This window comes from Longimicrobium sp. (assembly GCF_036388275.1).
Taxonomy (GTDB): domain Bacteria; phylum Gemmatimonadota; class Gemmatimonadetes; order Longimicrobiales; family Longimicrobiaceae; genus Longimicrobium.
Window position 1 is genome coordinate 42,204 of sequence record NZ_DASVSF010000113.1, and the last position, 26,109, is coordinate 68,312.

The 26,109-nt window shown below is 70.3% G+C and carries 26 protein-coding genes; 13 read left to right on the forward strand and 13 right to left on the reverse strand.

Translation table 11 applies throughout. From position 1 onward, the window contains the following. Nucleotides 1–191: 191 nt before the first annotated feature. Entirely contained in the window at nucleotides 192–1,715 is a 1,524-nt protein-coding gene (locus tag VF632_RS26550; protein WP_331025980.1) for a DUF1990 family protein, read from the reverse strand. Nucleotides 1,716–2,034: 319 nt separating this feature from the next. On the opposite strand from VF632_RS26550, the gene VF632_RS26555 reads away from it, so the two are divergent. The 5 genes from VF632_RS26555 to VF632_RS26575 all read left to right on the forward strand — a co-directional run bounded on the left by VF632_RS26555 (nucleotide 2,035) and on the right by VF632_RS26575 (nucleotide 7,368). After that, nucleotides 2,035–3,318, forward strand: coding sequence for a tetratricopeptide repeat protein (locus VF632_RS26555; RefSeq protein WP_331025981.1), 1,284 nt, complete (start codon nucleotides 2,035–2,037; stop codon nucleotides 3,316–3,318). Between the two features lie 201 nt (nucleotides 3,319–3,519). After that, nucleotides 3,520–5,478 (forward strand): acyl-CoA dehydrogenase family protein, encoded by a 1,959-nt coding sequence (locus VF632_RS26560; RefSeq protein WP_331025982.1) that lies wholly within the window; start codon nucleotides 3,520–3,522, stop codon nucleotides 5,476–5,478. A gap of 159 nt (nucleotides 5,479–5,637) precedes the next feature. After that, nucleotides 5,638–6,159 (forward strand): hypothetical protein, encoded by a 522-nt coding sequence (locus VF632_RS26565; RefSeq protein WP_331025983.1) that lies wholly within the window; start codon nucleotides 5,638–5,640, stop codon nucleotides 6,157–6,159. A gap of 140 nt (nucleotides 6,160–6,299) precedes the next feature. Beyond that, complete coding sequence (locus VF632_RS26570; protein WP_331025984.1) at nucleotides 6,300–6,635, forward strand: hypothetical protein; 336 nt, start codon at nucleotides 6,300–6,302, stop codon at nucleotides 6,633–6,635. A gap of 406 nt (nucleotides 6,636–7,041) precedes the next feature. Beyond that, nucleotides 7,042–7,368, forward strand: a complete 327-nt coding sequence (locus tag VF632_RS26575; protein WP_331025985.1) for a hypothetical protein — start codon at nucleotides 7,042–7,044, stop codon at nucleotides 7,366–7,368. Between the two features lie 9 nt (nucleotides 7,369–7,377). Here the strand turns inward: VF632_RS26575 and VF632_RS26580 are convergent, their stop codons facing one another. Together VF632_RS26580 and VF632_RS26585 are read right to left on the reverse strand one after the other, a co-directional pair. Then, nucleotides 7,378–8,154: a creatininase family protein gene (locus tag VF632_RS26580; protein ID WP_331025986.1), complete on the reverse strand. Its 777-nt coding sequence runs from the start codon at nucleotides 8,152–8,154 to the stop codon at nucleotides 7,378–7,380. Between the two features lie 121 nt (nucleotides 8,155–8,275). Continuing rightward, complete coding sequence (locus VF632_RS26585; RefSeq protein ID WP_331025987.1) at nucleotides 8,276–8,959, reverse strand: hypothetical protein; 684 nt, start codon at nucleotides 8,957–8,959, stop codon at nucleotides 8,276–8,278. A gap of 346 nt (nucleotides 8,960–9,305) precedes the next feature. Between VF632_RS26585 and VF632_RS26590 the strand changes: the two genes are divergently transcribed. The 4 genes from VF632_RS26590 (at nucleotide 9,306) to VF632_RS26605 (ending at nucleotide 12,619) form a co-directional block, all read left to right on the forward strand. Further along, nucleotides 9,306–9,626, forward strand: a complete 321-nt coding sequence (locus VF632_RS26590; RefSeq protein ID WP_331025988.1) for a hypothetical protein — start codon at nucleotides 9,306–9,308, stop codon at nucleotides 9,624–9,626. A gap of 317 nt (nucleotides 9,627–9,943) precedes the next feature. Then, on the forward strand, nucleotides 9,944–11,422 hold the full coding sequence (locus VF632_RS26595) for a M28 family metallopeptidase (protein WP_331025989.1): 1,479 nt from the start codon (nucleotides 9,944–9,946) through the stop codon (nucleotides 11,420–11,422). Between the two features lie 71 nt (nucleotides 11,423–11,493). After that, nucleotides 11,494–11,952 carry an HIT family protein gene (locus VF632_RS26600; RefSeq protein WP_331025990.1) on the forward strand — a complete coding sequence of 153 codons (459 nt, stop codon included), beginning with the start codon at nucleotides 11,494–11,496 and terminating at the stop codon, nucleotides 11,950–11,952. Nucleotides 11,953–12,157: 205 nt separating this feature from the next. Beyond that, nucleotides 12,158–12,619 (forward strand): hypothetical protein, encoded by a 462-nt coding sequence (locus VF632_RS26605; RefSeq protein ID WP_331025991.1) that lies wholly within the window; start codon nucleotides 12,158–12,160, stop codon nucleotides 12,617–12,619. A gap of 9 nt (nucleotides 12,620–12,628) precedes the next feature. On the opposite strand, the gene VF632_RS26610 is transcribed toward VF632_RS26605, so the two are convergent. The 3 genes from VF632_RS26610 to VF632_RS26620 form a co-directional block, all read right to left on the reverse strand. Continuing rightward, complete coding sequence (locus VF632_RS26610; protein ID WP_331025992.1) at nucleotides 12,629–13,864, reverse strand: P1 family peptidase; 1,236 nt, start codon at nucleotides 13,862–13,864, stop codon at nucleotides 12,629–12,631. Nucleotides 13,865–13,868: 4 nt separating this feature from the next. Next, the gene (locus tag VF632_RS26615) at nucleotides 13,869–15,230 is read right to left on the reverse strand and encodes an aspartate aminotransferase family protein (RefSeq protein WP_331025993.1); all 1,362 of its coding nucleotides are present in this window, start codon (nucleotides 15,228–15,230) and stop codon (nucleotides 13,869–13,871) included. 63 nt (nucleotides 15,231–15,293) lie between these two features. Beyond that, nucleotides 15,294–16,796, reverse strand: coding sequence for a CoA-acylating methylmalonate-semialdehyde dehydrogenase (locus tag VF632_RS26620; RefSeq protein WP_331025994.1), 1,503 nt, complete (start codon nucleotides 16,794–16,796; stop codon nucleotides 15,294–15,296). Between the two features lie 120 nt (nucleotides 16,797–16,916). On the opposite strand from VF632_RS26620, the gene VF632_RS26625 reads away from it, so the two are divergent. Continuing rightward, entirely contained in the window at nucleotides 16,917–18,065 is a 1,149-nt protein-coding gene (locus tag VF632_RS26625) for a PQQ-dependent sugar dehydrogenase (RefSeq protein WP_331025995.1), read from the forward strand. Between the two features lie 6 nt (nucleotides 18,066–18,071). On the opposite strand, the gene VF632_RS26630 is transcribed toward VF632_RS26625, so the two are convergent. Both VF632_RS26630 and VF632_RS26635 read right to left on the reverse strand, forming a co-directional pair. Next, nucleotides 18,072–18,758: a uracil-DNA glycosylase gene (locus VF632_RS26630; protein ID WP_331025996.1), complete on the reverse strand. Its 687-nt coding sequence runs from the start codon at nucleotides 18,756–18,758 to the stop codon at nucleotides 18,072–18,074. Nucleotides 18,759–18,783: 25 nt separating this feature from the next. Further along, the gene (locus tag VF632_RS26635; protein WP_331025997.1) at nucleotides 18,784–19,161 is read right to left on the reverse strand and encodes a DUF423 domain-containing protein; all 378 of its coding nucleotides are present in this window, start codon (nucleotides 19,159–19,161) and stop codon (nucleotides 18,784–18,786) included. 206 nt (nucleotides 19,162–19,367) lie between these two features. On the opposite strand from VF632_RS26635, the gene VF632_RS26640 reads away from it, so the two are divergent. Beyond that, entirely contained in the window at nucleotides 19,368–20,075 is a 708-nt protein-coding gene (locus tag VF632_RS26640; RefSeq protein WP_331025998.1) for a hypothetical protein, read from the forward strand. 54 nt (nucleotides 20,076–20,129) lie between these two features. Beyond that, on the forward strand, nucleotides 20,130–20,990 hold the full coding sequence (locus VF632_RS26645; protein ID WP_331025999.1) for a L,D-transpeptidase: 861 nt from the start codon (nucleotides 20,130–20,132) through the stop codon (nucleotides 20,988–20,990). Between the two features lie 453 nt (nucleotides 20,991–21,443). Here VF632_RS26645 and VF632_RS26650 read toward each other — a convergent pair whose 3' ends face one another. The 4 genes from VF632_RS26650 to VF632_RS26665 are packed head-to-tail and all read right to left on the reverse strand — an operon-like array spanning nucleotide 21,444 to nucleotide 23,590. Next, complete coding sequence (locus tag VF632_RS26650; protein ID WP_331026000.1) at nucleotides 21,444–21,899, reverse strand: YhcH/YjgK/YiaL family protein; 456 nt, start codon at nucleotides 21,897–21,899, stop codon at nucleotides 21,444–21,446. After that, entirely contained in the window at nucleotides 21,896–22,168 is a 273-nt protein-coding gene (locus VF632_RS26655; RefSeq protein WP_331026001.1) for a hypothetical protein, read from the reverse strand. The genes VF632_RS26650 and VF632_RS26655 overlap by 4 nt, the downstream gene beginning before the upstream one ends. Nucleotides 22,169–22,172: 4 nt before the next feature. Further along, a complete protein-coding gene (locus VF632_RS26660) occupies nucleotides 22,173–22,685 on the reverse strand; it encodes a CAP domain-containing protein (RefSeq protein ID WP_331026002.1) in 513 nt (170 codons plus the stop codon). A 2-nt stretch (nucleotides 22,686–22,687) separates the two neighbouring features. Beyond that, a complete protein-coding gene (locus VF632_RS26665) occupies nucleotides 22,688–23,590 on the reverse strand; it encodes a deoxyribonuclease IV (protein ID WP_331026003.1) in 903 nt (300 codons plus the stop codon). A 205-nt stretch (nucleotides 23,591–23,795) separates the two neighbouring features. Between VF632_RS26665 and VF632_RS26670 the strand changes: the two genes are divergently transcribed. Beyond that, entirely contained in the window at nucleotides 23,796–25,631 is a 1,836-nt protein-coding gene (locus VF632_RS26670; RefSeq protein WP_331026004.1) for a DegV family protein, read from the forward strand. A 59-nt stretch (nucleotides 25,632–25,690) separates the two neighbouring features. Here VF632_RS26670 and VF632_RS26675 read toward each other — a convergent pair whose 3' ends face one another. After that, nucleotides 25,691–26,083, reverse strand: coding sequence for a DUF2442 domain-containing protein (locus VF632_RS26675; protein WP_331026005.1), 393 nt, complete (start codon nucleotides 26,081–26,083; stop codon nucleotides 25,691–25,693). Nucleotides 26,084–26,109 lie beyond the last annotated feature (26 nt).

A 26,109-nucleotide genomic window follows, 5' to 3' on the forward strand; every position in this document is an offset into this window, starting at 1 on the left:
CGATCGTGCCGTCCCCCCCGCTGTCGTTTCCTGTCATCCCGAAGAAGCGGCCACGGCGAGCCTGGACCTGACACCGTAGACCGCAGCGACTGAGGGATCCGCCGCACACCGGGCGTGGTGCCCAGCAGCAGCGGATACACCGAACCTGGCTGTTTTCTGTCGAGGCTCCGCCTCCCCGCTGCGCGAGCCTGTTACCGACCGTCTGCGCCGTCGGCCGCGCCGTGCGGCGAGTGCTCGCGGCGGAACCTCATCACCACTTCCTCCACCCAGTTCTCGACGTCCTCGGCGTCCTTGCCCGTGAGCGTGGTCTCCTCTTCCTGCACCCCCTGGGGTGCGTGCCCGCCGCTGCGGGTGAGGACGGAGTCGACCACGGACCGCCAGGTGGCGCGCTGGGCCACCTTGCCGAAGGTGCGCATTCCCACCAGGTCCAGCAGGTCCGACGACCGCGTGAAGCTCCGCACCTCGAAGCGGATGATCCCCGGCGCGGGCTCCGCGACGTCGAAGCGGATGGCACCCGAGAGCGGATGCCCTTCCAGCGTGACCATGGTGATGGTGTTGTCGGCGATCTCCTCGCAGCGCACCTGGATGTGGCCGCGCAGGGGGATGGAGATCGTGAGCGTGGCGCCCTCCTCGATGGGCTTCGCCGTACCCGGCTCCACCCCCACCTTCATCAGCGAGTCCGGCGCCAGCGAGCCCAGCTGTGTCCTCACCATCTCGAACACCTGGTCCGCCGTCATGTGGCTGCCCTGGATGTCGGCCCAGTAGCGCTGGCGGTGAAGGCTCCCCGTGCCCTCCGAGGGCAGCGCCTCGGGAAGCGCGTCGGCCAGCTTGCTTAAGCCCTCACCCAAAGGCGTGGGGGTGACGCCGAAGACGTCGGTCAGCGCGTTGGAGGCGCCGGGGGGCAGCACGTTGCCCTCCAGCAGCATGGTGATCTGGTCGTTGTTGATGGGAAAGTCGAAGCCCAGCGTTTCCATGGCCTGCGTTCCCGTCTTGGCCAGGAACTCGGGCACCGGCACCATCACCGGGCTGCGCTGGGTGATGCGGCTCATCAGCTGGATCAGCTCGCGCATGCTGGTGACCTCGGGGCCGGCCAGGTCCACCGCCGTCCCCACCGGCTCGCTCCGCTCCACCGCCCGGGCCAGCGCCAGCCCCAGGTCGTCCACCCACACCGGCTGGAAGGGGTGGTCGCCGCTGCCGACGAGCGGAATGACGGGCAGGGTGCGCACCATCTTCAGCAGCAGCGACACCACCTCGTCGCCCGGGCCGTACACGTTGCCGGGGCGCACGATCAGCCACCCCGGTGGAGCCTCCTCCCGCACCGCCAGCTCCGCCTGGTACTTGGAGCGGTGATAGCCTGACTCGCCCGTGTCGGCGCCAAGCGACGACACGTAGACGAAGCGGCGCACCCCCGCCCGCCGGGCCTCGCGCGCCAGCCGGCGCGTGCCGTCGACGTTCACCGCCTGGAAGGTGACCTCGGGCGGGCTTTCGGCCACGATTCCCGCCACGTGCAGCACCGCGTCGCATCCCTCGGCCGCCCCCGCCACCGCCTCGTCGGACGACACGCTTCCCGCGTGCGGCTCCACCCCCGACGCCCACTGGCGCACGTCGTCGGCCGCGCCGCGCGACAGCAGGCGCACCGTGTGCCCCGCCTTGAGCAGGTGGTCGACCGCCGCCTTCCCCACCACGCCCGTTCCCCCCGTAACCAGCACCTTCATCCGCGCCTCCCGTTTTTCGAAAGTCCGGACGGGGCGGGTGGCACGTCCGGTGCCAGCCCCCGCAAACCCGTTCTGCACGCCCGTTTAGGGCCACCGCCGCAACGGGCCCGGGAGCACACCGCCGCGATTCCGCACAAGTCGTCCGATTCGAAACTCTGGCATCCTGGCGTCCGGCAACGCATAATAGGGTTACATCGACAAATCACAGGTCCGCACCGGCGCTCACAAGGCGCCGGGCACCAGCGTTTCCCGACGGGCGCCACGGCCCGTCAGGCGCGCGCGTGCCTACGTCCGCCCCTCTCTGACTCCGAGACGCACCATGGAAGCAGCCCCGGCAAACCGCCCCCGCAAGCCGCGCCGCCGCTGGCGGTGGCACGTGCCCCCCGCGCTGGTGCACGGCGGAGAAAGCCTGGAAGGCGTACAGGTGCTCGACGAGATGCCGGAACCCTTGGGGCTGCTGTTGTGGGAAACCTACCGTGACGTGGTGCTGTGGTCGTCGGTGGCGCCCGAGGAACGCGACGGGCTCTTTGCCGCCGAGGCGTTCGAGACCCGCCTCCGCGCCCTGGCCGAGGCGGGGGCCGACGAGCCGCTGGACCAGGCGCTGCGGGCCGTCGCCGCCATCCTCAAGGACCCGGGGGGGGTGCCGGAGGCCGACGTGACGGCGGCGTGCCGCACGGCGACCGACTGGGCCGAGGGCAAGGCGCTGCTTTCCGCCGCGGTCACGCTGGCCACGGCCGCCGCGCTGGCCTCGCCCACCAACGCGGCGGCCGCCCACCGGGTGGGGATGATCGCCCGCGCCAACGGCGAAAACGCGCGTGCCGAAACCTGGTTCCGCCGGGCCGTGGGGCTGGGGCGGCAGGCCAAGGACTGGGCCAGCTACGCCGAGGCCTTCCTGGGGCTGGGCAACCTGTACAAGCAGCGGGGCAACTACCCCGCCGCCCGGCGCTTCCACATCCGCGCGCTTCGCGCCGCGCGGCGCCACGCCATGCGCGAGATCCAGGCGCGGGCGCTTCACGACCTGTTCTGCATCGCCATGCAGACCAGCCCTCCGGGCGATGCGGAGGAGCTGGCGCGCCTTGCGTTCCGGGCTTACGGATCCCGGCACCCCAGGCTGCCCGCCCTTGCGCACGACGTGGCGTACTTCTGGATGGGCCAGGGCCGCTTCGCCCCGGCGCTCGAGGTGTTCCGCGCGGTGCTGCCGCACATTCACGACGCGCGCGAGCGGGTGCTCGTGGCCGCCAACGCCGGCCGCGCGGCGGGGGGCTCGGGCAACCGGGCCGGCTTCGACGAGGCGTGGCAGTCGGTGTGGGCGGCCGAGCCGGAGTGGGAGCGCACGCCGCTGGCCCCCCAGGCGCTGCTGGAGCTGGCCAACGGCGCCTCGTCGCTGCGCGACTGGCCCCGCGCCGAGCGCGCCGCCGAGACCGCCCGCGACCTGGCCCAGCGCCGCGGCCTGGGGCAGGTGATCATCGAGAGCGAGGCGGTGCTCGACGCCGCCCGGCGCAAGCGCGGTGTGGACCCGGCGGTCCCCGCGGCCACGGAGGAATTGGGGGACCCGGAGCTTGCGGCCGACCTGGTGCGGTCGCTGAGCGTGGCGCGCCGCTGAGCTTGCGCCTGGACGGATGGAGCGAGCGGAGGCGCGGAGAGGGGATGCCTCTCCGCGCCTTCGCGTCTTTGTGCCCGGCTCCGAATTTCCGTGGTGGGAGACGATTTGTTGCGTGAGTGCGGCTCACCCGTATGTTCAGCTTCAGGCCAGGCCGGACGTGCCCGGCAGCCCTGACGCACACCCCTCGACAGACCACGAGCGATGAGTGCCACGAACGGCCCGACCGAGCAGGAATCCCGCGACGTCGCCGAGGCGGCCCGCGAATCCGAGTGGACCGCGCCCAGCTTCGTCCGCGAGCTGTTCCTGGGCAACTTCCGCCTGGACCTGATCCACCCGTACCCGCGCCAGGCTCCCGAAGACAAGCGGAAGACCGACGAGTACATCGCGCGGCTTCGCCCCATCATCGAACGGGCCGACAGCGACGCCATCGACCGCACGGGCGAGATTCCGCCGGAGCTGGTGGACGAGCTGCGCGCGGTGGGCGCCTTCGGCCTCAAGATCCCCGAGGAGTACGGCGGCATCGGGCTGAGCCAGGTGGGCTACGGCCGCACCATCGGCATGGTCACCAGCAAGGACGGCAACCTCACCGCCCTGCTGTCGGCGCACCAGTCCATCGGCGTGCCCCAGCCGCTGAAGCTGTTCGGCACCCCCGAGCAGAAGAAGAAGTACCTGCCGCGCATCGCCAAGGGCGCCATCTCGGCGTTCGCGCTGACGGAGGACGGGGTGGGGAGCGACCCGGCCGCGCTCGCCACGACGGCGACGCCCACCGAGGACGGCAGCGCCTTCATCCTCAACGGTGAAAAGCTGTGGTGCACCAACGGCACCCTGGCCGAGCTGCTGGTGGTGATGGCCCGCACGCCCGACAAGATCAAGAACGGCAAGCCCATCCCGCAGATCACCGCCTTCATCGTCGACACCAGCGCGCCGGGGGTCACCATCACCCAGCGCTGCCGGTTCATGGGGCTCAAGGCGCTGCAGAACGCGGTGATCACCTTCGAGAACGTGCGCGTTCCCCGCGAAGACATCCTGTGGGGCGAGGGCAAGGGCCTCAAGCTGGCGCTGATCACGCTGAACACGGGGCGCCTGACGCTTCCCATGTCGGCGGCGTACGGCGCCAAGGCCGCGGTCGAGGTGGCGCGCAAGTGGGCGGCGGAGCGCGTGCAGTGGGGCCAGGCCGTCGGCAAGCACGACGAGGTGGCGCAGATGCTGGGCGGCATGGCGGCCGACGCCTTCGGCATCGAGGCCATGGCCGAGCTGTCCTCGGCCCTGGCCGACCAGGCGCAGAACGACATCCGGCTCGAGGCGGCCATCGCCAAGCTGTGGACCACCGAGGTGGGCTGGAAGCTGATCGACGACCTGATGCAGATTCGCGGCGGCCGCGGCTACGAGACGGCCGACTCGCTGCGGGCGCGCGGGGAGAAGCCCATCGCGGTGGAGCGGATGATGCGCGACTTCCGCATCAACCGCATCTTCGAGGGCACCAGCGAGATCATGCACCTGTTCATCGCCCGCGAGGCGGTAGACACGCACCTCGCGGTGGCGGGCGACATGATCAAGCCCGGCATCGGCGCGGGGCAGAAGTTCGCCGCCATGGCCAAGGCTGGGCTGTGGTACGCGGGATGGCTTCCCAAGCGCTTCGTGGGCGGCGGGCAGATTCCCGGCGCGTACGGCGAGTTCGGTCCCCTCGCCAAGCACGTTCGCTACATCGAGCGCACCTCGCGCAAGCTGGCGCGCGAGATGTTCTACGCCATGGGCAAGTACCAGGCGAAGCTGGAGCGCAAGGGCAAGCTGCTGGGGCGCTTCGTCGACATCGGCGCCGAGCTGTACGCCATGTCGTGCGCCTGCGTTCGCGCGCAGTCGCTGGCCAAGGAGCCGCACGGCCGCGACGCGCAGCGCCTGGCCGACGTGTTCTGTAAGCGCTCCCGCCTGCGCATCAAGGCGCTGTTCAGTGCGATCAACCAGAACGCGGACGACAGCACCTACCGCCTTGCCCAGGACGTGCTGAAGGGCCAGTACGCGTGGCTGGAAGAGGGCGCCATCGGCGCCTGGCCGGATGAGGGCGAGGCACCGGTGGGCGGCTCCACGTCGGCCGGCACCAGCTCGCAGCGGGGCGACATCTCCCAGACCGGCGCCACCGCCCAGGTGGGCGCCAGCGGCTGATTCGCTCGGCGATGCTTGAACGCGGCCCCGCGACGAGCTTCGTCGCGGGGCCGCGGCCGTCCGCGCGCTGTCACAATCTGCTTTCGAGCCACGTTATCGATGAGCGACCCGCCCTGCCGGGCGCCAGGGCCACTCGATCCACCATCCCCACGCCACGACATGATCCGCATCTTCTCGATCTTCCCGTCGCCGCGCGCCGGCCTCGCCGTGCTTTGTGCCGCGCTCACCCTCGCTGCGTGCACCGACCTCGCGGGGCCCCTTCCGCGCGCGGGGGTGCCTGACGAGCTGGAGTTCTCGATGGGCGGATACGAGGCCCCTTCCGCCGACGTGGTGCTCCGCGGCGACACGGTCGTGCTGCGGCGCGGGCACTGGGCGCCGACCAGCCCGGCGCAGAACGACAGCGTCAAAACCGTTCCGTCGGCGCAGGCCTGGGCGAACTTCTGGACCACCGTCGACGAAATCGGCGTGAACTTTTGGCGCAGGAGCTACGTGGCCGAGAACATCGCCGACGGGGCGGGCTGGTCTCTGCGCCTTTCGGCGGACGGCCGAACCGTGGAGTCGTACGGCAGCAACGCGTACCCGGACAGCCGCGGCGCCGAGCACGAGGGCGAGTGGACGCCCGAGTTCCGCGCCTTCATGGCAGCGATCGAGGAACTGGCCGGCGGGCCGCTGTACAAGTAGCCGAGCGCGTCCGTACGGAACCGAGCGGCCCCGCGACGAGCTTCGTCGCGGGGCCACTTTTCCTTGCAGGGCCTTGCGGGAGACGCGTCGTTTGCGTCGAATGTACGAAGTGATCACCCGCCTGACCCAACGAGGAACGCATGGGCTTGCAGATCGACGAACCAGACTGGAAAACGCTTCGCGCATTGCACCCCACGCTGCTGGACCGGCTCTGCGCACAGATCCTGGACGAGTGCCGCGCCGTGATGGACGACGCCAGCCTGACGCCGCACCAGCGCTACCTGAAGACGTTCAAGCTGATCCAGCGGCGCGACGATGACATCGACACCGCCTTCAACGACATGCGCCGCTCCATGGCTATCCTGAAGCTCACGGCCATTCGCCGGATGGGATTGCTCACGGACCTGGAGTTCCAGCGCTTCAGCGCGAAAGCCCGTGAAACGGTGGACTCTCTGCTCGGCCTCAACCGCGGGTAAACGCTACTCGGACTCGTCCGCAGCTAAGCGCCTGGCGAGTTCACCCCGGCGTTCCGCTGGCAGCCGCTTCGCGTAGGCGAGCAGCGCTCGCTCCAGATCGCCCCCGATCGCACGGAAATCGCCCGCGATGGCTTCTGCGTCTCCGCCGGGACGCGGCGGCGGAGCAAGCTGGTGAAACCAGCGGGGATTGCCGCTGAAGTCAAGCACGCTTGCGGCGCCGCTCAGAGATGAATACCAGCGTGTGTTCTTCGTACGCATTGCACGACCTTGTGGCTACGTCTCTGCGCCGTGGTGGAGCGCTATCCAATGATGCGCGCTCACGCTCGGAGTGTCAAGATATTTCGTTCGCTTCGTTCACATCCTGCCACACGCGGGCGATTCCCATCACCCTGTAATGCTGGAACCCATGCCTGAATCGACGGATGCGGCGCTCACGCCCGAGCAATGGGCGGCCCTTCGCCTCCAGGACGAGGGAGGCGCCGTCCACATCGATGGCGACGCCGTCGAGGCGGAGGGGAGGTTCGCGGGGGACGAACGGCGCGCGCTGGCGGCGCTCGCGCTTCACCAGCAGCCGTTCGGGTTCAACTGGAAGGACGTGAACCTGATCCGGTCGACCGTGCTCGCGGACGATCTTCACAGCCACGACGACTGGTGGGCGTTGCAGCGCCTGGGCGACCGCATCGCCGCGCTGCTGCCGCCCCGCCAGGGCCGCCCGCACTCCGGGGAGGAGTGACTGGAGCAGTTACGCGGGGTTCGGATCGCCATACAGGTCGTCCACGTCCGCCGCGGCGAGATCCACCAGGAACCCGCTGATGCGCTCGGCCACGGCGTGGAGGAACGTATCGCCCTTCTCGGGCGTGGCCGCGGATGGATCGCCCACGCCGGTGTCGGCGGAGATGGCTGTCCAGCGGCGCGGGGCCCAGGCCCAGCCCTCGCGCAGGCCCGCGATCTTCGACTTCTTCTCCGTCCCCGGCCCCGCCTCGTCCAGCGGCAGCACCAGGTCGGGAGCGATGTGCATCATCACGCTCGTCTCCAGCTCGCCCGCGTGGTCGCCGGGCTCCGCGAAGAACGGGCGCGGGTCCACGCAGTTCCACCAGTTGATGGCGCAGAGGAAGACGCGCACCTGCGGCTGAAGCTCGCGGATGATGGCGCGGAAGTCGTTGCCGCCGTGGCCGTTCAAAATCACCAGCTTGCCGATTCCCTGCCCCGCCAGCGAGTGGGCGATATCACGGAGGATGGCGAGCTGCGTGGTGGGATTGACGTTCAGGCAGAGCGGGATGTCCAGCTGCCCCGTCTGCACGCCGAACGGAACCGTCGGGAGCACGATCACCCGCGCGCCGCGGTCCCACGCCAGCCGCGCGGATTCCGCGGCGACGGCGTCGCACTGCAGGGTGTCCGTGGCGTAGGGAAGGTGGTAGTTGTGCGCCTCCGTGGCGCCCCAGGGAAGCACGGCCACGTCGTAGCGCGTGTCGGCTACCGTCTTCCAGGTGGTCTCGGCAAGAACGTACGGTCGGGCCACGGTGCTTCCTCGGTCTGCGGAATGGGGACGAGACGGACGTACGAAGTACGCGGTGCGGGCAGAACGGACAAGCCCCGCGCCGGAAGGTCCGGCGCGGGGCTGTCGTCGTCCCTCCCCTGCTTCAGAAGAAGCGGAGGACTTCGATCTGCTGGTTGTTGACGGCCCGTCCCTCGAAGCGGACGAAGTCGCCCACGCGCAGCCGGTGGAACTCGTCCATGGTGGCACGGGGCGAATTGGACGGCACGTAGGCCGTGGCGTTCACCCCCTGGCGGATCTGGATCACCAGCGAGTTCCGCTGATGGTCCACCTGCGCCACCTGTCCCGAGAACACCTGCGCCTGCCCGGTCGTGGTGCCGCCCATACCGCCCTGGCCGCTGGTGCCGGGCGCCGGCTGGCCGTTGCGCTCCTGCACGCTCTGCCGTACCTGGATGCGGCCCACGTAGTACTCGTTCTGCGAAACCTGCTGAATCTCCATGTCGACGACGTCGCCGCGCTCCAGCGCCGTGACGGGGTACTGCTGCTGCTGATACACCACCTGCGTCCGCTGGTCGTAGCGGATGGAGCCCTGCTGGCCCTGCTGCGTGGAAACGTTGATCACCTGCCGCTGCTGGTCGACGCCCTGCACCTCGACGGTGACGACCCCGCCCTGCCCCTGCTGGCCGCCCTGCTGCTGGCCGCCGGCGCCCGCCGCCCCGGCGAGAATTTCGCCCAGGGTGCCCAACCCGCCGCCTGCACCCGCGCAGGCAGTGGTGGACAGGGCCAGTACACAGACCGCCACCCGGCGGCCAAGATGGAGCATGGACATGCGAAGGCTCCGCGTAGATGGGTTGCACGCTCGTTCGTTCCGATTGAGGGCTCATCGGGGCAAGAGCAGTGCCGCGCGCCATCTGTATCTCGCGCCGGGGCAAACACATAGAAAAAGCCTCACTGGGTCCCGGGGGTGGTCCTCCTCAGCGCACGCCGACCGTACCCTCAGGAGGACGGCACCCGCTTCCAAGCAGTTGCCGGGCAAGGGTTTGTGGCACACATCAGGCTGATCGGCCGTCGTCCACGCGCTCCGTGTGTGTCAGGAACGGGCGACTTCGGGCGTTTATCCGCGTACATCGATCAGACGGATCCGCTTCAAACGCGAGGTGCAGATGGTAAGACGCTTGGTTCTGATGCTTATGGCCGTGGTGCTCGCGGCGGGCTGCGGCCAGTCGACCGCGCCGGAGACGGACGCGTACATCCGGGGCACCGTAACACAGACCGATGGCCCTTCGGGAGCCATGCTGGTGAAGGCGGCCGACCCCGCCGCACGCGTGGAGTCTGCCTGGGTGCGCGTGAACGATCGCACCCGCGTGGAGCGGAAGAGCCTCGTGCTCCGCGCGGAGCGCCTCGCGCTGGGAGAGATCGTGTCCGTCTGGACCACGGGTGTGGAGATGCGGTCGCTTCCGGTACAGGTGGTCGCCGCGCGAATCGTGGTCGAGTAGCGCCGCGCCTTATCCTGACGCACGGCCAAGGGGCCGGCCCCGGTTCGCCGGGTCCGGCCCCTTCCTCGTGCCGTGGCTTTCGTCGACCGGCTTTACGACGAGCAGCTGAGGACCAGCGTGCGGCCCCACTCGATGGCATTTTGTCGGGTCCGCCGTCGGCAACCGCTCGGCCACGCGGACCCCTTTCGATGGAAAGATGCGTGCTTGCAACGAGTTACAGACTCGCATTCCGCGCACGATGGAACCGCGTTGCTGGCCCGTGCCCGACCGCGTAGCTTGCCGAAGCATCCCTGTCGGCTCACCACCCGAAGCGCGCGATGAAACCCATCAACCTTCTTGTCCTCGGCTCGGCGCTGGCGCTGGGCGCCTGCGCGACCGCCGCCTCTGCGCCCGGCGGTGGCGGATCGGGCGCGGCGGCGATCACCGCGGACGACCTGCGGCGCGACCTCTTCTTCCTCTCCAGCGACTCCATGCGCGGGCGGCTCGGGGCGACCGAGGACGAGCTTCGCGCGTCGGTGTGGCTGGCCGAGCAGGCGCGGCGGATCGGGATGGAGCCGGCGGGGGACGACGGGACGTACTTCCAGTTCTTTCCCCTGCGCCGCTTCCGCCTGTCGGGGGAGAGCACGGTAAACGTCGGCGGCCGGCCGTTGCGGCTGTGGCGGGACGTCATCGTGATGGGGCCGGTGGATGCCCGCGTCGATGCGCCGATGATGGTGGCCGATGGTACGCTGATCCCCGCGGGCGGAGCGGCGGGGCGCGTGGTGGTGGCCGCGCTGCGGCAGCCGCCGAATCCGCCACCGGCCGACGTCAGCCTGCGGGAGTATCGCTACACGGCGTCAGCCGTGGCGGCGCAGCGGAACGCGCTGTCGGCGGCCACGCCGGCGGCGATCGTGCTCGTGGCCGATTCGGTGGGGCTGATGGCCTTCGACAACATGGTCAAGTTTCAGCGCCAGGGCCGCTACCTGCTGGACACGGCCGGGGTGAACCCGCGGGCCGGCGTGTCGCCCATCCCCGTCTTCCTCGTGCGGCCGGGCGTGATCCCCGCCGGCACCGAGGGGCTGCGGCTTACGGCGGACCTGCGGACAGAAAGCTTCGTCTACCCATCCGTGAACGTGGTCGCGCGCGTGCCGGGAAGTGACCCGGCCGTCCGCGGCGAGCACGTGGTGTTCAGCGGCCACCAGGACCACGACGGCGTGCACCACCCGGTGAACGGCGACAGCATCTGGAACGGCGCCGACGACAACGCCACGGTCAGCGTCGCGCTTCTCGCCATCGACCGTGCGTTCGTGCGGCAGCCGGGGCGGCGGAGCGCGCTGTTCGTGTGGCACGGCGCGGAAGAGCGCGGGCTGCTGGGCAGCAACTGGTACGCGCGCACCCCCACTGTTCCGAAGGCGTCGCTCGTGGCCGTGCTGAACGGCGACATGATCGGCCGCAACCACCCGGATTCCGCCGCGCTGCTGGGGATGATTCCGCCGCACCGCAACAGCACCGCGCTGGTGGAGATGGCGATGGCGGCCAACCCCGGCTTCGCGATCGACTCCACCTGGGACGCGCCGTCGCATCCGGAGGGCTGGTACTTCCGCAGCGATCACCTGCCCTACGCCCGCGCGGGCATCCCGGCGATCTTCTTCACCACGCTGCTGCACCCGGACTACCACACGCCCGAGGACGAGCCCGAGCGCATCGACATCACCAAGCTGGAGCGGATGACGCGCTGGATGTACGCCACCGGGTGGGCGGTCGCCAACGCCCCTCAGCGGCCAGCGGTGGATCCGGGCTTCCGGTTGGAGCGATGAGGGAAACGAGCGAGCCGCTGTGCCGGATGGCGGGCTGACGATTACGCGCGGAAAAACAGGAGGGAGGCCGGATGAGCAGGTGGGGCGATCCGGAAGAATGGGCGCGGCTGGTGACGTCCGAGGGGTGCCCCATCTGCACCGGCGGCGGCCCGACGCACATCATCGCCGAGTTGGAAGTATCGTGGCTGACGATGGGTGATGACCCGGGCCCGCTTCCCGGCTCGTGCGCGCTGTTCCTGCGACGCCACGCCGTGGAACTGCACGAACTGGAGCCAGACGAGGGCTGCGCCTACATGCGCGACATCCAGCGGGTTTCACGCGCAGTGAAGGAAGCGACGGGTGCCGTGAAGATGAACTACGAGATCCACGGCAACACCATCCCGCACCTGCACACGCATTTCTTCCCGCGCTACCCCGGCGATGCGTTCGAGGGCCGGCCCATCGATCCCCGCCAGCCGCCCCACACGACCGTCATCACGGGACATGCGGCGCTGAAACGGCGCATCATCTCCGCACTCCAGGGCTACTGACGGCACGCGGACAGCCTTCGTCCGGTATCCGCCATTCCGCACTGTCGCCCGGTATCGACCGTGAATAGTTTCACCCCACAGATCCGAGCGTTCGAGCGTCTCCGCCTTCGGTCGATTAGGTTTCATGAAATCAGCCCCTCCCGAGGTTCCGCCCCACGTTCGCGCCGCTTCGTGGCTGTTTGTCTGTATAGGCCTGCTGGGAGCCTTGACCGCCCTGGCGAAGGGCTGGAGGAGCCTGGACGGATGGATCTCGATCGCCACGCTTGCGGCGTTTGCGCTGTTTTTCCTGCCCTTCGCCCGGAACCGCGATCCGGGAGACTTCTCCGAACGGCTCGGCGCGCTGGCGGGGTTCCTCCTGCTGACGAATGACGGCGAGATGCTGTCATCGCTGCCACGCGGGTACGTGGCCGTCCCCCTCGCCTGGGCCCTTTTCACCGCGGCCGTGCTGTTGGCCCGGCGCCCGGTCGGAAGGCGAATGCAGCTGCTGAGGGGCGCTGGACTCGTCGGAATGGTGAGCGTCGCGTTCTGGCCTGGTATCTGGCCCGCGGACGCAACGCTCTTCCGACGCATCGACGTTCAAGTTTCCCTGGCTCTGGCGATCTTCTCAGCGGGCTTGTTACTGCGCCTACTCGCGCGCCCCGCCCCAGCCCAGCCGGACCCGGCGTAACCGCGAGCGTTACTGTCGCGCGGGCGGCGCCAGACGATTGTAGCGGGCCAGGATTTCGCGCAGGCGGTCGTGGGGCAGGGCGTGCGCGCGCAGGTCGTCGATGCCCGTCATCGTCTCCGCGGCGACGAGGGCGTTGGTGATCGCCTCCTCCGTCGCCTGAACGGTGGCGGTAAAGAGCGGGTCCAGGCGGTCGTTGGGGAGCATGGTCAGCGCGGGCGTGCCCGTGGCGACCGCCGCGCCGGGGTTGGCGATAGAAAAAGCAACGAAGATGTCGCCCGAGTAGTGGCTGGCGATGCTGCCGTGCCGCCCCAGCCCCAGCGCGGTCCGCTTCACCAGCCGCTCCAGCTGGTGCGGAAGGAGCGGCGCGTCCGTGGCGACCACGATGATGATGGACCCGCTCTCCTCCTGCCGCGGCTCGACCAGGGCCGACACGCGCTGCCCGCAGCGCGGCGTGGTGCGCATCCACTCCTGCACCGGCGGGCGGTCCGTCGCCAGGCACACGCCCGGCTCCGTCAGCTCCTGCCCCACCGGCACCCCGGCGATGCGCAGCGCCCGCTGCCCGCCGTAGTTGCACTGCACCAGCACCCCCACCGTGTACCCGCCCGCCGCCGCGGCCACCGTGCGCGACGACGTGCCGATCCCGCCCTTGAAGCCGTGGCAGATCATCCCCGTTCCGCCACCGACGCCGCCCTCCGCCACGGGACCGCCGGCGGCGCCGTCCAGCGCGGAAAAGACGTGCTCGGGGCGAACGTGAAAGCCGTTGATGTCATTCAGGCGGCCGTCCCAGGTCTCGGCGACCACGGGCAGCGCCCACTGGAAGCCCGGGTACTTCCTGACCATCCACTGGATGACGGCATCGCGCGCCACGCCCACGCTGTGGGTGTTCGTGATGAGCACGGGGCCCTCCAGGAACCCGGACTCGTCGATCCACGTCGTGCCCGTCATCTCGCCATTGCCGTTCAACGAGAACCAGGCGGCGAAGACGGGATCGTTGGATTCGCGCCCGCGCGGAAGCACGGCCGTCACCCCGGTCCGCACCGGCCCCTGGCCCACGACGAGCGGGCCGCTCCCGGAAATCAGCGTGGTGTGCCCCACCTGAACGCCCGCCACGTCCGTGATGCCGTTCAGGGGGCCGGGCGTGCCATCGAACGGAACGCCGAGGTCGCGCGCCCGGGGCCGGGACTGCGCGTCGGCCGACACGGCGAGCAGCGCCAGCGCGGCGAGCGCGAGAGCAAGGCGGGGCATGGGCTCAGCCCTCCACGCGCGAGAACGCCCGGTCCAGCACGTCCAGCGCAAAGTCTGCGTCCGCCGCCGTGATGCACATGGGCGGCTTGATGCGCAGCACGTTGCCATCCAGCCCACCCTTGCCCACCAGCACGCCCATCTCGCGGCAGGCCTCCAGCACCTCCGCCGTCTCCTCCTTGGCCGGGGTGCGCGCGGCGCGGTCCTTTACCAGCTCCACCCCCAGCATCAGCCCCATCCCGCGCACGTCGCCGATCAGCGGGTGCCGCTCCTGCAGCGCGCGCAGCCCCGCCATCAGCCGCCCGCCGATCACCCGGGCGTTCTCCTGCAGCCCCTCGTCGTCGATCACGTCCAGCACCGCCAGCCCCGCCGCCATGGCCACCGCGTTGCCGCCGAAGGTGTTGAAGTGGATGCGCTGCGCCAGCTTCTCCGCGATCTCGCGGCGAGTGGTGACGGCAGCCATCGGCACGCCGTTGCCGAGCCCCTTGGCCATCGTCACGATGTCGGGAACCACGCCGGAGTTCTGGAAACCCCAGTAGTTTTCCCCCGTCCGCCCGAAGCCGGTCTGCACCTCGTCGGCGATGCACAGGCCGCCGTGCTCGCGGGTGATGCGGTACGCTTCGGCCAGGTAGCCGGCGGAGCCGCGGGTGGCGCCCCCCACGCCCTGGATGGGCTCGGAGATGAAGGCGGCGATGCGCCCCGGCGTGGCGTATCGGATGGTCTCGCGGATGTCGTCCGCGCTGCGGCGGGCGATCTCGTCCGGCGTGCCGTCCAGCGAGCTGCGGTACGGGTCCGGGCACATCGTGTGGTGGATGCCTGCGTTCACCTGGGTGGGAAACTTCCAGGTGTGGTGCGAGGTGAGCCCCATGGACGTGGGCGAGCCGCCGTGGTAGGCGTTGCGCACCGCGATCACGTCATTGTTGCCGGTGAACAGCCGGGCCATGGTGATGGCCAGGTCGACGGCCTCGCTGCCGCTGTTGACGAAGTAGGTGACGTCGAGCCCCTCGGGCAGCTTGGACGCCAGCTTGCGCGCCAGCTGCGGCAGGTTTGGATGAAGGTAGATGGTGGTGGCGTGCTGCAGCGTCTCCACCTGCTGGCGAACGGCCTCCACGACGCGTGGGTGGCAGTGCCCGCAGGCGACGGTGACGATGCCGGCGAACATGTCCAGGTACCGACGGCCCGTTTCGTCGAACAGGTACTGCATCTTTCCTTCGACGATCATCAGCGGGTCGCGGTACAGCGTGAACACCGCGGGGTTCACGTACTGCTTCCGCATCGCCAGCACTTCTTCGCGCGAGGGGCCCCGGTACGGCTGGGGCACGTGCTCGAACGCGGGCATCTCGACGGGTGCGGCCAGGAGATCGGTCATCGGGCAAGCATCGATAAGGAGAATCGGGTTCCCGCCGGCGCGGCGGGATCCGCGGTGCAGAAGCTACGACATCCAGTTGACGCCGGCCTCGCGGTTCCACTTGGTCGTGGTCTTCTTGGAGCGCGTCCAGAACTCGATGGAGCTGCGGCCGGTAAGGTCGCCCACGCCAAAGCGCGAGTCGTTCCATCCCCCGAACCCGAACGGCTCGCGGGGCACCGGCACGCCCACGTTCACGCCCACCATCCCCGCGCTGGCGCGCTCCGCGACGTAGCGGGCCAGCCCGCCGCTCTCGGTGAAGACGGAGGCCGCGTTGCCGTAGGGCGAACGGTTCTCGATCTCCAGCGCCCCGTCCACGTCCGCCGCGCGCACGATGGCCAGCACGGGCCCGAACACCTCTTCGCGGGCGATGGCCATGTCGGGCCTCACGTGGTCGATCACCGTCGGGCCGACATAGAAGCCGCCCTCGCACCCCGGGACGGCGGCGTTCCGCCCATCCAGCAGCACCTTTGCGCCCCCCTGCTCAGCCTCGGTGATGTACCGCTCGATGCGCGCCTTCGCCTCGGCCGAGATCACCGGCCCCAGGGCCTCTCCCGGCACCGCCGCGCGGGCCTGCGCCACGATGCGCTGAATGAGCGCGTCCGTATCCGCGACGGCGACCAGGACGGACGCCGCCATGCAGCGCTGCCCCGTGCACCCGGCCATGGAGGCGGCGATGTTGCTGGACGCCATCTCCGCGTCCGCATCGGGCATCAGCAGGATGTGGTTCTTGGCCCCGCCCAGGGCTAGGACGCGCTTCAGGTTCCCGGTCCCGCGGCGGTAGACCGCCTGCGCGACGCGAGTGGACCCCACGAAACTCACCGCCTGGATGTCGGGATGGTCGCACAGCGCCTCCACCACCTCCTGCGCGCCGTTGACGATGTTGAACACCCCCGCCGGCAGCCCGGCCTCCGCGAGCAGCGCGGCGATGCGGCCGGCGGAAAGCGGCACCAGTTCCGAGGGCTTGAGGACCATGCAGTTGCCCAGCGCGAGTGCGTTGGGAATGGTCCAGTGGGGCACCATGCTGGGAAAGTTGAACGGGACGATGGAGGCCACCACGCCCAGGGGATAGCGGTCCACGCGGCACTCCACGCCCTTGCTGACCTCCATCACCTCGCCGGCCGTGATCTGCGGAAGCGAGCAGGCGAACTCGGTGAGCTCGATGGCCTTCAGCACCTCGGCCTGGGCCTCGGAGTACACCTTGCCGTGCTCCTCCACGATCAGCCGGCTCAGCTCGTCCAGGTCGCGCTCCAGCAGCGCCCGGTAGCGGTAGAACACCTGCACCCGCTCCTTGATGGGCGTCTCCGCCCAGCCCCGGAACGCCTTCCGCGCGGCGGCGACGGCCTTGTCCACGGCGGCGCTGGACGACAGCGGGACACGGGCGATGACGCCGCCGTCGCCCGGGTTCAGCACGTCCAGCAGCGGCCCGTCGCCCGGCACGAACTGGCCCCCGACGTAGTTCCGCACGTCGGCGTACTTGAGCGCCGGGGCGGCGGTCGGGGCTTCGGGCGCCGAAAGGGTGGACTGCATGATGTCGTCGTTTCGTGGGAAAGGGCCGGGTGGATGGATGCTATCGAGAACCCGTGCGCCGCGCCATGGCCCGACCGCCGCCGAGGACGCGCGGTGTGAAAGCTGCACCCAATCCGAGGGATGAACCACATCCGTATCCTCATCCCGGCGCTGCTGCTGGCCGTCGGATCGACGGGCTGCGGCGGCTCGCCTACGCGCCTTTCCGCCGCCCCGCCCACCCCGGGCGTCGCCCTGGACACCGTCGCGAGCGGGCTGCAGGTGCCGTGGGACCTGGCCTTTGCTTCCGGCGGCCGGATCTTCGTCACCGAGCGGGCCGGGCGCATCCGCATCATCCAGGACGGCGCGCTTCGGCCGGAGGCGTGGGCTACGCTGGCGGTGGAGCGCCGCAGCGAGATGGGGCTGATGGGCATCGCCCTGTCGCCCGACTTCGCGCAAACGGGGCACGTCTTCGTGGCGGGCGCGTTCGCCACGGGCGATGAGCGCGCCGAGGTGCGCGTGGTGCGTCTGACGGAGCGCGGCGGGCGCGGGGTGGAGCCGCGGGTGATCCTGGACGGCATTCCCGCCACGCGCTACCACGCCGGCGCGGCGCTGCGGTTCGGGCCCGACGGCATGCTGTACCTGACCACGGGCGACGCTACCCGGCCGGGGCTGTCGCAGGACACCGCCTCGCTCGCCGGCAAGGTGCTGCGCATGCGTCCCGACGGCGGCGTCCCGGCCGACAACCCCGTCGCGGGCTCGTACCTGTATGCCCTCGGCGTGCGCAACCCGCAGGGGCTGGCGTGGCACCCTGAGACAGGAAGCCTGTTCGCCCCCGACCATGGCCCCAGCGGCCTTCCCCGCGAGTGGTTCCGCCGCGGCCGCGACGAGTTGAACGTCATCGTCCCCCGCGGCAACTACGGATGGCCGGACGCCGCGGGCGACCAGGGCGGGGGCGGGTTCGTGCGCCCGCTGGTGGAGTGGACGCCGGCCATCGCCCCGGGCGCGATGGCGTTCTACACGGGCGCCGAGTTCCCGTGGCGGGGCAACGCCTTCGTCGCGGCGCTCAGGGGAAAGCAGCTGCTGAGGATCGTGCTGCAGCCGGCGCCCGGAACCCGGACGGGATGGCGGGCCGTGGCCGCGGAGCCGCTCCTTCGGGGGACGGTCGGCCGCATCCGCGCCGTGGTAATGGGCCCGGACGGGCACCTGTACCTCACCACCAGCAACCGCGACGGCCGCGGCGACCCGGCGGGCACCGACGATCACCTGCTGCGCATCACCCGCCAGCGCTGACGCCCTTCAGCCGCCGATCACGCCGCGCGCGATGGCGAGCACGTCGTCCAGCATGGCAGGGGTCAAGCGGCCCGTAAAGGTGTTCTGCTGGCTGGGATGGTACGAACAGACGAGCGCCGGCCCGCCCTGGACGGGGACGACCACCCCGTGGCCAAACTTCGGCAGGGGATGCGGAAGGACGCCGCCGGTGTCGCGGATCAACCGCACGGCCGCCTCGTAGGCGAACCCGCCCAGGCACAGGATGGCGCGCACGCCGGGGAGCAGCGCCAGCTCGCGGCGGATGAACGGGGCGCAGGCGTCGCGCTCCGGCGGCAGCGGCTTGTTGTCGGGCGGCGCGCAGCGCACGGCGGCGGTCACCCAGGCGTCGCGCAGCTGCAGCCCGTCTGCGCGGTGCACGGAGGTGGGTTGGCTGGCGAATCCGGCGCGGTGCAGCGCGGCGTAGAGGAAGTCGCCGCTGCGGTCGCCGGTGAACATGCGGCCGGTGCGGTTAGCCCCGTGCGCGGCGGGCGCCAGCCCCAGGATCAGCAGCCGCGCCGCCGGATCGCCGAAGCCGGGGACGGGGCGCGCCCAGTACTCGTCGTCGCGGTAGGCGCGGCGCTTTTCCACGCCCACCCGCTCGCGCCACTCCACCAGCCGCCCGCACGCGCGGCAGCCGGCCACCTCATCTTGGAGGACCTTCAGCTCCATCGCCATCGACTCCGTATCCGTCCGCCGCCGCTCAGGAGGGCGACGCGCGCATCCCCGCCAGCAGCAGCGCCACCCATCCCGCCAGGAAGCACAGCCCGCCCAGCGGAGTGATGGCGCCCAGCCAGCGCACGCCGGAAAGCGCCAGCACGTACAGGCTCCCGGAGAACACCACGATCCCCGCGGTGAACAGCCATCCCGCGAGCGCCCACCCGCCGCCCCCCGCGCGCCCCGCCGCGAAAGCGACCACCAGCAGCGCCAAGGCGTGGTACATCTGGTAGCGCGCGGCCGTTTCCCACACGGCCAGCAGGTCCGGCGTCAGCCGCGCCCGCAGCGCATGCGCGCCGAACGCCCCCGCGCCCACCGCCAGCAGCGCGAAGGTGCATCCCAGGATCCAGAAGGTGCGGTTCATCTCTCGTGTTCGTACGGGGTTCGATCGGCGCGGGTCCGAAAGATGGGCAGGGGCGCCCGCTTGCGCCACCGGCCGATCCAGAGAACCGGACCTTCCCGCCGCCCCGCGTGTAACTCGTTGTGGGATCGGCACAAAGGGGACTCGGGAACATTCTTTGCTCAAGCGCGCGGCGGAGGGTGCATGGCAACCACCGGACGGCGAGGCAGATGAACGATCCACGTGCTGGACGCAGGGGGTTGAGGCGTGACCACCCCGGCTTCTTCTGGGGAACGCTGGTGCTGGCGGTGCTGCTGCTGGGCGCCGCGGGGGTGGTGGCGTCGCGCGTGCCCCGCTACCGCTCGGAAACCGAGTACTTCAACCAGCGGCTGACGGTGGCCCAGCGCGCCACGCGCGACTCGCTGCTGGCGGCGCAGCAGAAGCGCACGCAGCTGGCGGTGGCGGTGCTGCGCCGCGACATGCGCATCCGCTCGCTGGAAACCAAGAAGCGGCACCTGGCCATCGTCCTCGACGATTCCGTGCTGGAGCTGCGGCAGGGCGTGGCCACGCTGCGCCGCGCGAAGCTCACCATCGGCGCCGATTCCATCATCAAGGCGCCGGATGGCCGTACGTGGCGGCTGGTGCGCCCCGTGGGCGAGCGGAAGGTGGCGCAGAAGCAGACCTCGCCCGCGTACGTGGTCCCCGAGTGGGTGTACGTGAGCCGCGGCCAGCCCGTGCCGGCCGAAGGCGAGCGGCGGGTGCCGGGGGGACTGGGGCGGTACGTGCTGCGGCTGGACGACGGCACCGAGATCTACAGCCAGCCGTCCGCCGGGCCGCTGAAGGACCTGGTGAAGCCGGGCGCCTTCATGGCCCAGGCGCGGGACCTTGCCGCCATCTTCGACGCGGTGGGCCAGGACACGCCGGTTTACATCTACTGAGCCGGAAACCACGGTGACGGGCCCGCGTAAACCGGCGGGCCGGGAGGCAGCACGATGGAAAAGGAATTCAGGCCCCGCAGGCCCGACAGCATCCCCGAGCGGCGCGACTACACGCCCAAGGGCCGGCTGCGCCGCATCTACCACAACTATCGCGGCGCGTCGCTGACGCTGGTGCTGGCCGTGCTGGTGGCCGCCGGGCTGTTCGCGGCCACGTCGGCATGGGCGGTCAACGAGCGCCTGACGCGCCGCGTGACCGAGATGACGTACCTGAAGGACACGCGCTCGCTGGAGTACGTGCGGCAGAAGGAGGCCGAGCTGGTGCGCCAGGCCGCCGAGCGCGAGCGGGCGCTGGCCAAGCGCGAGGAAGAGATCGCCCCGAAGGACCGGCCTTACCTGGTGGTGAGCCTGGCCGAAAAGCGGGTGCTGTACCTGAAGGGGCAGGACACGCTGTACAAGGCCCCCGTGGCGGTGGGGTCGGGCAAGACACTGGTGATGGGCGGAGTCACCAAGCGGTTCGTCACGCCCCGCGGCCGCATGGCCATCACCCACAAGGAGCTGGACCCCATCTGGGTTCCGCCCAACTGGCACTACATCGAGTACGCCCGGAAGACGGGGCGCGGCATCATCGACATGAGCAACGCCTCGCCGGGCGCGCTGGCCGGGTACCCGGCCGGGCGGGTGCCGGTGCGCGGCGGCAGCGTCATCATTCCGCCCTGGGGCAGCCCGCAGCGGGCGCACAAGGGGGTGCTGGGGGTAGCCAAGCTGGAGATGTACGACGGCTACTACTTCCACGGCACCGACGACGAGTCGTCCATCGGCACCAACGCCAGCCACGGCTGCATCCGCATGCGCAAGGCCGACATCCTGTGGATGTACAAGAACGTGCCGGTCGGCACGCAGGTGTACATCTACTAACCTGGCCGCGTCAGCGGACTGTGATCGAAGCCCCGGGGCGCGGATGCGCTCCGGGGCTTCGTACGTGTGAGTGCGGGCGGGAGAGGGAAGCCGCATGCCGTGCACCGTGAGCGGGTGAACCCGGAGCACGGGCGCGCACGACGGCCATGAGATGCACCGCGACCTGCCAGCCCGCGCAGGCGGACTTCGTGTGGTCGTTGCAGCGAATTCATTATTCATTCGCCCGCGGTGACCGCGGTCGCTCCCAAAAGGCAGGTCGGAGCGCTTCGGAGAGGGCCGTGCGGGCCCCGGCTGCCCTCTCCCCCCGGCCCCCTCTCCCGCAAGCGGGAGAGGGGGAGAACTGCACCACCTTCCGGGCGCGCACCGGGCTTCGACCCACACCCGGGCAAGCCAGTCCGCGCAGGCGGACTTCGTGTGGTCGTTGCAGCGACTTCAGTCTCCCGTGGGGTCACACTACTTGAGCGCCACCTTCACCACCACCTTCTTCACCTCGTGCCGGCCCCCGGCCATGCACCCGGGCTTGTGGCCGTCACCGGGATGGAAGACGGCCAGGTCGCCCGGCCGCATCAGCAGCGAGCTGGCGAAGGGCGGCTCGGCGTAGAACACCACGTCCGTGGCGGGATCATACGGCGTCTCCACCGCCAGCGCGTCCACCGGCGCGTGAAGGATGCGCTCGTGGCCGGCGGCGACGTACTGAAGGTCCACGTACACGCGGTGCGACTCGAAGCGCTTTTCAGTGGACGGGCCGGTCTGGTACGACGACACCAGCGCGAACACGTCGTCCCCGTCGATGGCGTGGCGCCCGTCCCCGATCGCGGGGTCCATGTCCCGCAGCCACCTCAATCCTGCCGCGACGCGGCTTCCCAGCACCTCGTACGCGGCGGAATCCGCCAGGGTGGTCAGGATCACGCGTCGTCCTCGCCCGCAAGCGTCCGCTCCACGTGGTCGATGCCCTGCGCCGTGATGCGCACGACCATCCCCATCCCCCCGCTCTTGGTGACGAAGCCGTGGTCCTCCAGGTAGCGGACGATGCGCTCCGCGTCCTGCCGGGGGATCTCCAGCTCCTCGGCCACCTCGTAGCCGTCGCGGTACTCGCTGGCCTCCTCTTCCGACGCGCGGTACAGGAACTCGAGGAAGCGGCGGCGGACTTCGCGCCGCTGGCGGACGGCGTCGCTCATCGGTTCAGGGAGGGGTGACGAAGACGTGCGTCCACCGCGCGTTGCTCAGCCCGACGCCGTGGTGGGTGTACGCGCAGTCTTCCAGGTTGCGGCGGTGCCCCGGGCTCTCGATCCACCCGCGCAGCGTGGCGTCCGGGGTGGCGCCGGGCGTGTGGGCGATGTTTTCGGCCGCCATGCGGTAGCCGACACCCTGGGCCGCCAGCCGGTCCTGCAGCCGCCTGCCGTCCGGCGACCTGTGGTCGAAGTAGTCGCGGCCCGCCATGTCTTCGCTGTGAAGCTGGGCCGCGCGCGCGGCCCCGGCCAGCGGCGCCAGCGGCCGGCAGCCGACGGACGCGCGGTGGCGGTTGACGAGCTGCTCCATCAGCTGCACCTCCGCCTGCCCCATCGCCGAACCTCCCGCGGCGGCGCCGCTCGTGGTGCCCGTGGTCCCCGCGCTGCCCCCCGCGGGCGGCGCACCGATCGGAATCGTCATGCATGCGGCCAGCAGCAGCGGTGCAGCGAAGACAGTCGATCGCATGGCTATTTCTCCTTCTTCAGAAAGCCCGTGAGCAGCTCCATCATCCGCAGGTCGTACGGATCGGCCGAGGAATCGTCATCGCCGATGTCGTAGTTCTGCTGCGGCGTTTCCAGGATCAGCGGAATCCCCTGACTGCGCGGGTCGGCCAGCAGCCAGCGGAAGGGCTCGGCGCCGATCTGCCCGTCGCCCAGCAGCATGTGCCGGTCGCGGTTGCTGGCGAACGCGCCCTCGCTGTCGTTCAGGTGGAAGAAGCCCGGGCGCTCGCCCGTGGTCTGCTCCCACTCGTCCAGAATCTCCCGCAGCTTTTGGGCCGATTCGTGGATGGCCCAGCCGGAGGCGAACAGGTGACAGGTGTCGAGCCCGTAGCCGGTGCGCCCGCGCAGCTCGTCGGGCACGTGCCGCAGGATGTCGGCCACCTCCTCGGCCGTGCGGCCGACGGTCTTGCCCGCCCCCGCCGTATTCTCGACGAGGAGGCGCGTGGGGCCGTCCACCGACTTCAGCGCCTGGGTGATGGCCTTGGCCACCCGCTCGGCGGCCGCCTTGGGATCACCGTCGGTGGCGGACCCGGGATGGAAGCACACGGCGCCTACCCCCAGCGCGTTGGATCGCTCCATCTCCTTGGCCAGCCCGGCCGCGGCGCGCACCCACTTGTCGGGCTCTGCCGTGGCGACGGACAGCACGTACGCCGCATGAACGACCACGTTGCGCGGCTCGATCCCCGCCTCGTCGAGCGCGCGGCGAAACCGCTCCACCCGCTCGGGCTTGATGGTGCTCTTGTCGCCGTAGAACTTGGGGATGGCGGTAAAGCACTGCAGCGCCTTCATCCCCGCGCTGCCGGCGCGGAGCGCGGTCATGTGGATGCCGCCGTTGTCGACCGTGTGGGCGCCGATGATGTGTGTGGGCATGGTGTTGGGCTGATGCGGAGAACGCGGGTTCCCGGGCGTGCATGGTATCGCCGGACGGCCGGGCCTGGCGAGAGCGGGTACGGCGACAACCGTGCCCGCCCCTTGCATCCGTGCCGCACCGGGCGCACTATGCGGCGCACACCCACGCCCGGCCGCACCGCCACGCGCCGCCGAACGCGCCAACCGGACTAGAGACATCTCCCGCATGACTGCTGTCAACTACCTGGACGGGAGCGGCCTGCGCGGCGCCCTGATCATGTCGGCGGAGTACGTTCAGCGCCACCGCGCGGACCTCAACCGCATCAACGTCTTTCCCGTTCCGGACGGAGACACGGGCACCAACCTGGCGCTCACCGTCAGCTCCATCGCCGACCACCTGCGCCGAAGCACGGACACGTCCGTCGGCGCCGTGGCCAAGGCCGCGGCGCAGGCCGGCATCATGGGCGCGCGCGGCAACTGCGGGATGATCCTCTCGCACTTCCTGCTGGGGATGGCCGACGCCATCGGCGACCGCGTGCGGCTGACGGTGGCCGAATTCGGCCAGGTGCTGCGCAGCGCCACGGAGCACGTGTACCGCGCGCTGGAAAAGCCGGTGGAGGGCACCATGATCACCATCATGCGCGCCATCGCCGACGAGGCCGAGCGGCTGCGGGATTCGGACTTCGTGGTGTTGTTCGAGCGCCTGCTGATCAAGGCGCGCGAGGCGCTGGCCAACACTCCCGAGCTGCTTCCCCAGCTCAAGGCGTCGGGCGTGGTGGACGCCGGGGCCAAGGGCTTCGTGCACATCCTGGAGGGGATCGCCGGCTACCTGGCGGGCGACCCGCTGGTGGCGCTGGACGAAACGCCGGAGTTCGGCGCGGAGCCGGCGGTGTTCGCGGCTGCCCAGGCGGAGTACTCGGCGGCCAGCGAGCAGTACCGCTTCTGCACCGAGGCGCTGGTGCGCGGCAGCGAGCTGCCCACGCAGGAGACGGTGTCGGCGTGGCTGCGCGAGCGGGGCGACTCGCTGGTGGTCATCCGCAGCAACGACCTGCTGAAGGTGCACGTGCACACCGACGAGCCCGAGGCGGTGTTCGCGTACCTGCGTGGCTTCGGCGAGCTGGCGACGAAGAAGGCGGAAGACATGCAGGCCCAGCACGCCGTAGCGGAGCGTGCGGCGACGGGGCACATGCGGTTGGCCCGCCGCCCCATCTCCATCGTGGTCGACAGCGCCTGCGACCTCCCCGACGAGATCATCCGCGCCCACGGCATGCACCTGGTGCCGCTGAACCTGATCTTCGAAGACCGGGTACTGCGCGACCGGCTCGACATCTCGGCCGAGGAGTTCGTGGAGCAGCTGAAGACGGGGGCGCACCCCAGCACCTCGCAGCCCGCGCCCGCGGCCTTCATCGAGGGCTTCCGGCGCGCCGCGGAGGAGGGCGAGAGCGTGGTGGCCGTCCTCCTTTCGTCGGCGCTGTCCGGCACCTACGCCTCTGCCCAGGCGGCGCTCAAGCACCGGGCCGAGGGCGACGACGTTCCGATCCACCTGTTCGACAGCAAGGGTGGCTCGCTGCTGCAGGGGCTGCTGGCGCTCAAGGCCAGCGAGTTGGGCGAGATGGGGTGGACGCCGGAGCGCATCGTCGCCGAGCTGGAGCGCATCCGCGCGCAGTCGGGCTTCTTCATCGTGCTCGACACCTTCGAGCGGGCGCTGGCGTCGGGGCGGGTGGGGCGCGGCAAGGCGTGGCTGGGCAGCCTGCTCGACATCAAGCCGGTGCTTGACATCGACGCGGCGGGCAAGCTGGTGCCCATCGACAAGGTGCGCGGGCGCAAGAACATGATGCCTCGGATGCTGGAGGTGCTGGAGCGCAAGGTGCCCCGCGGGGCGAAGAAGATGCGCTTCGGCATCATGCACATCGGCGCGCACGAGGTGCTGGCGCCGGTCACGCGGGAGATCCGCGCCCGCTACGGCAAGGACGCGGAGGTGGTGACGATGGCGGGAACGCCCATCTTCGGCACGCACGCGGGCGAGGGCGCCTGGGGAATCGCGTACCTGGTCGAGGACTGACATCCACGCTGTGTGGATCGAGACGCGGGCCCCTCGCACTGGCGGGGGCCCGCTTTCGTTCAACCCGCGACACCGGACCGAGCCTGCGTGTCCCGGTCCGACATCTCGCTCTCGATCTGCCGCATCCATCGGCGCGTGCCGAACACGCCCGAGACTAACCCGGTGACGCTCAGATCTACGTCGAGCGTATCCCAGCGTAAACCGATGCCGCCGGGAAAGACCTGGATCTGCGCCAAGTCGTCGGCGGAGGCACCGCGCAAACCCTGCCCCAGATCGGCCGGGAACTCGTATGCGCTGCCGTTCTTCAGTTCGATGCGCACGCGCCTCGTGGCCGGATCGAACGAAGCAGCGCGAGCGCGCGGCTCGGTCCGGTCCTCTTCCGCAGTTCTCGCATCGGCCTCGGCGATCTGCGCCAGCACTTCAGCTTTGGAAAACCGCTTTCTAGCCGCCATGCAATCGCCTCCCACACGGCCGCGGA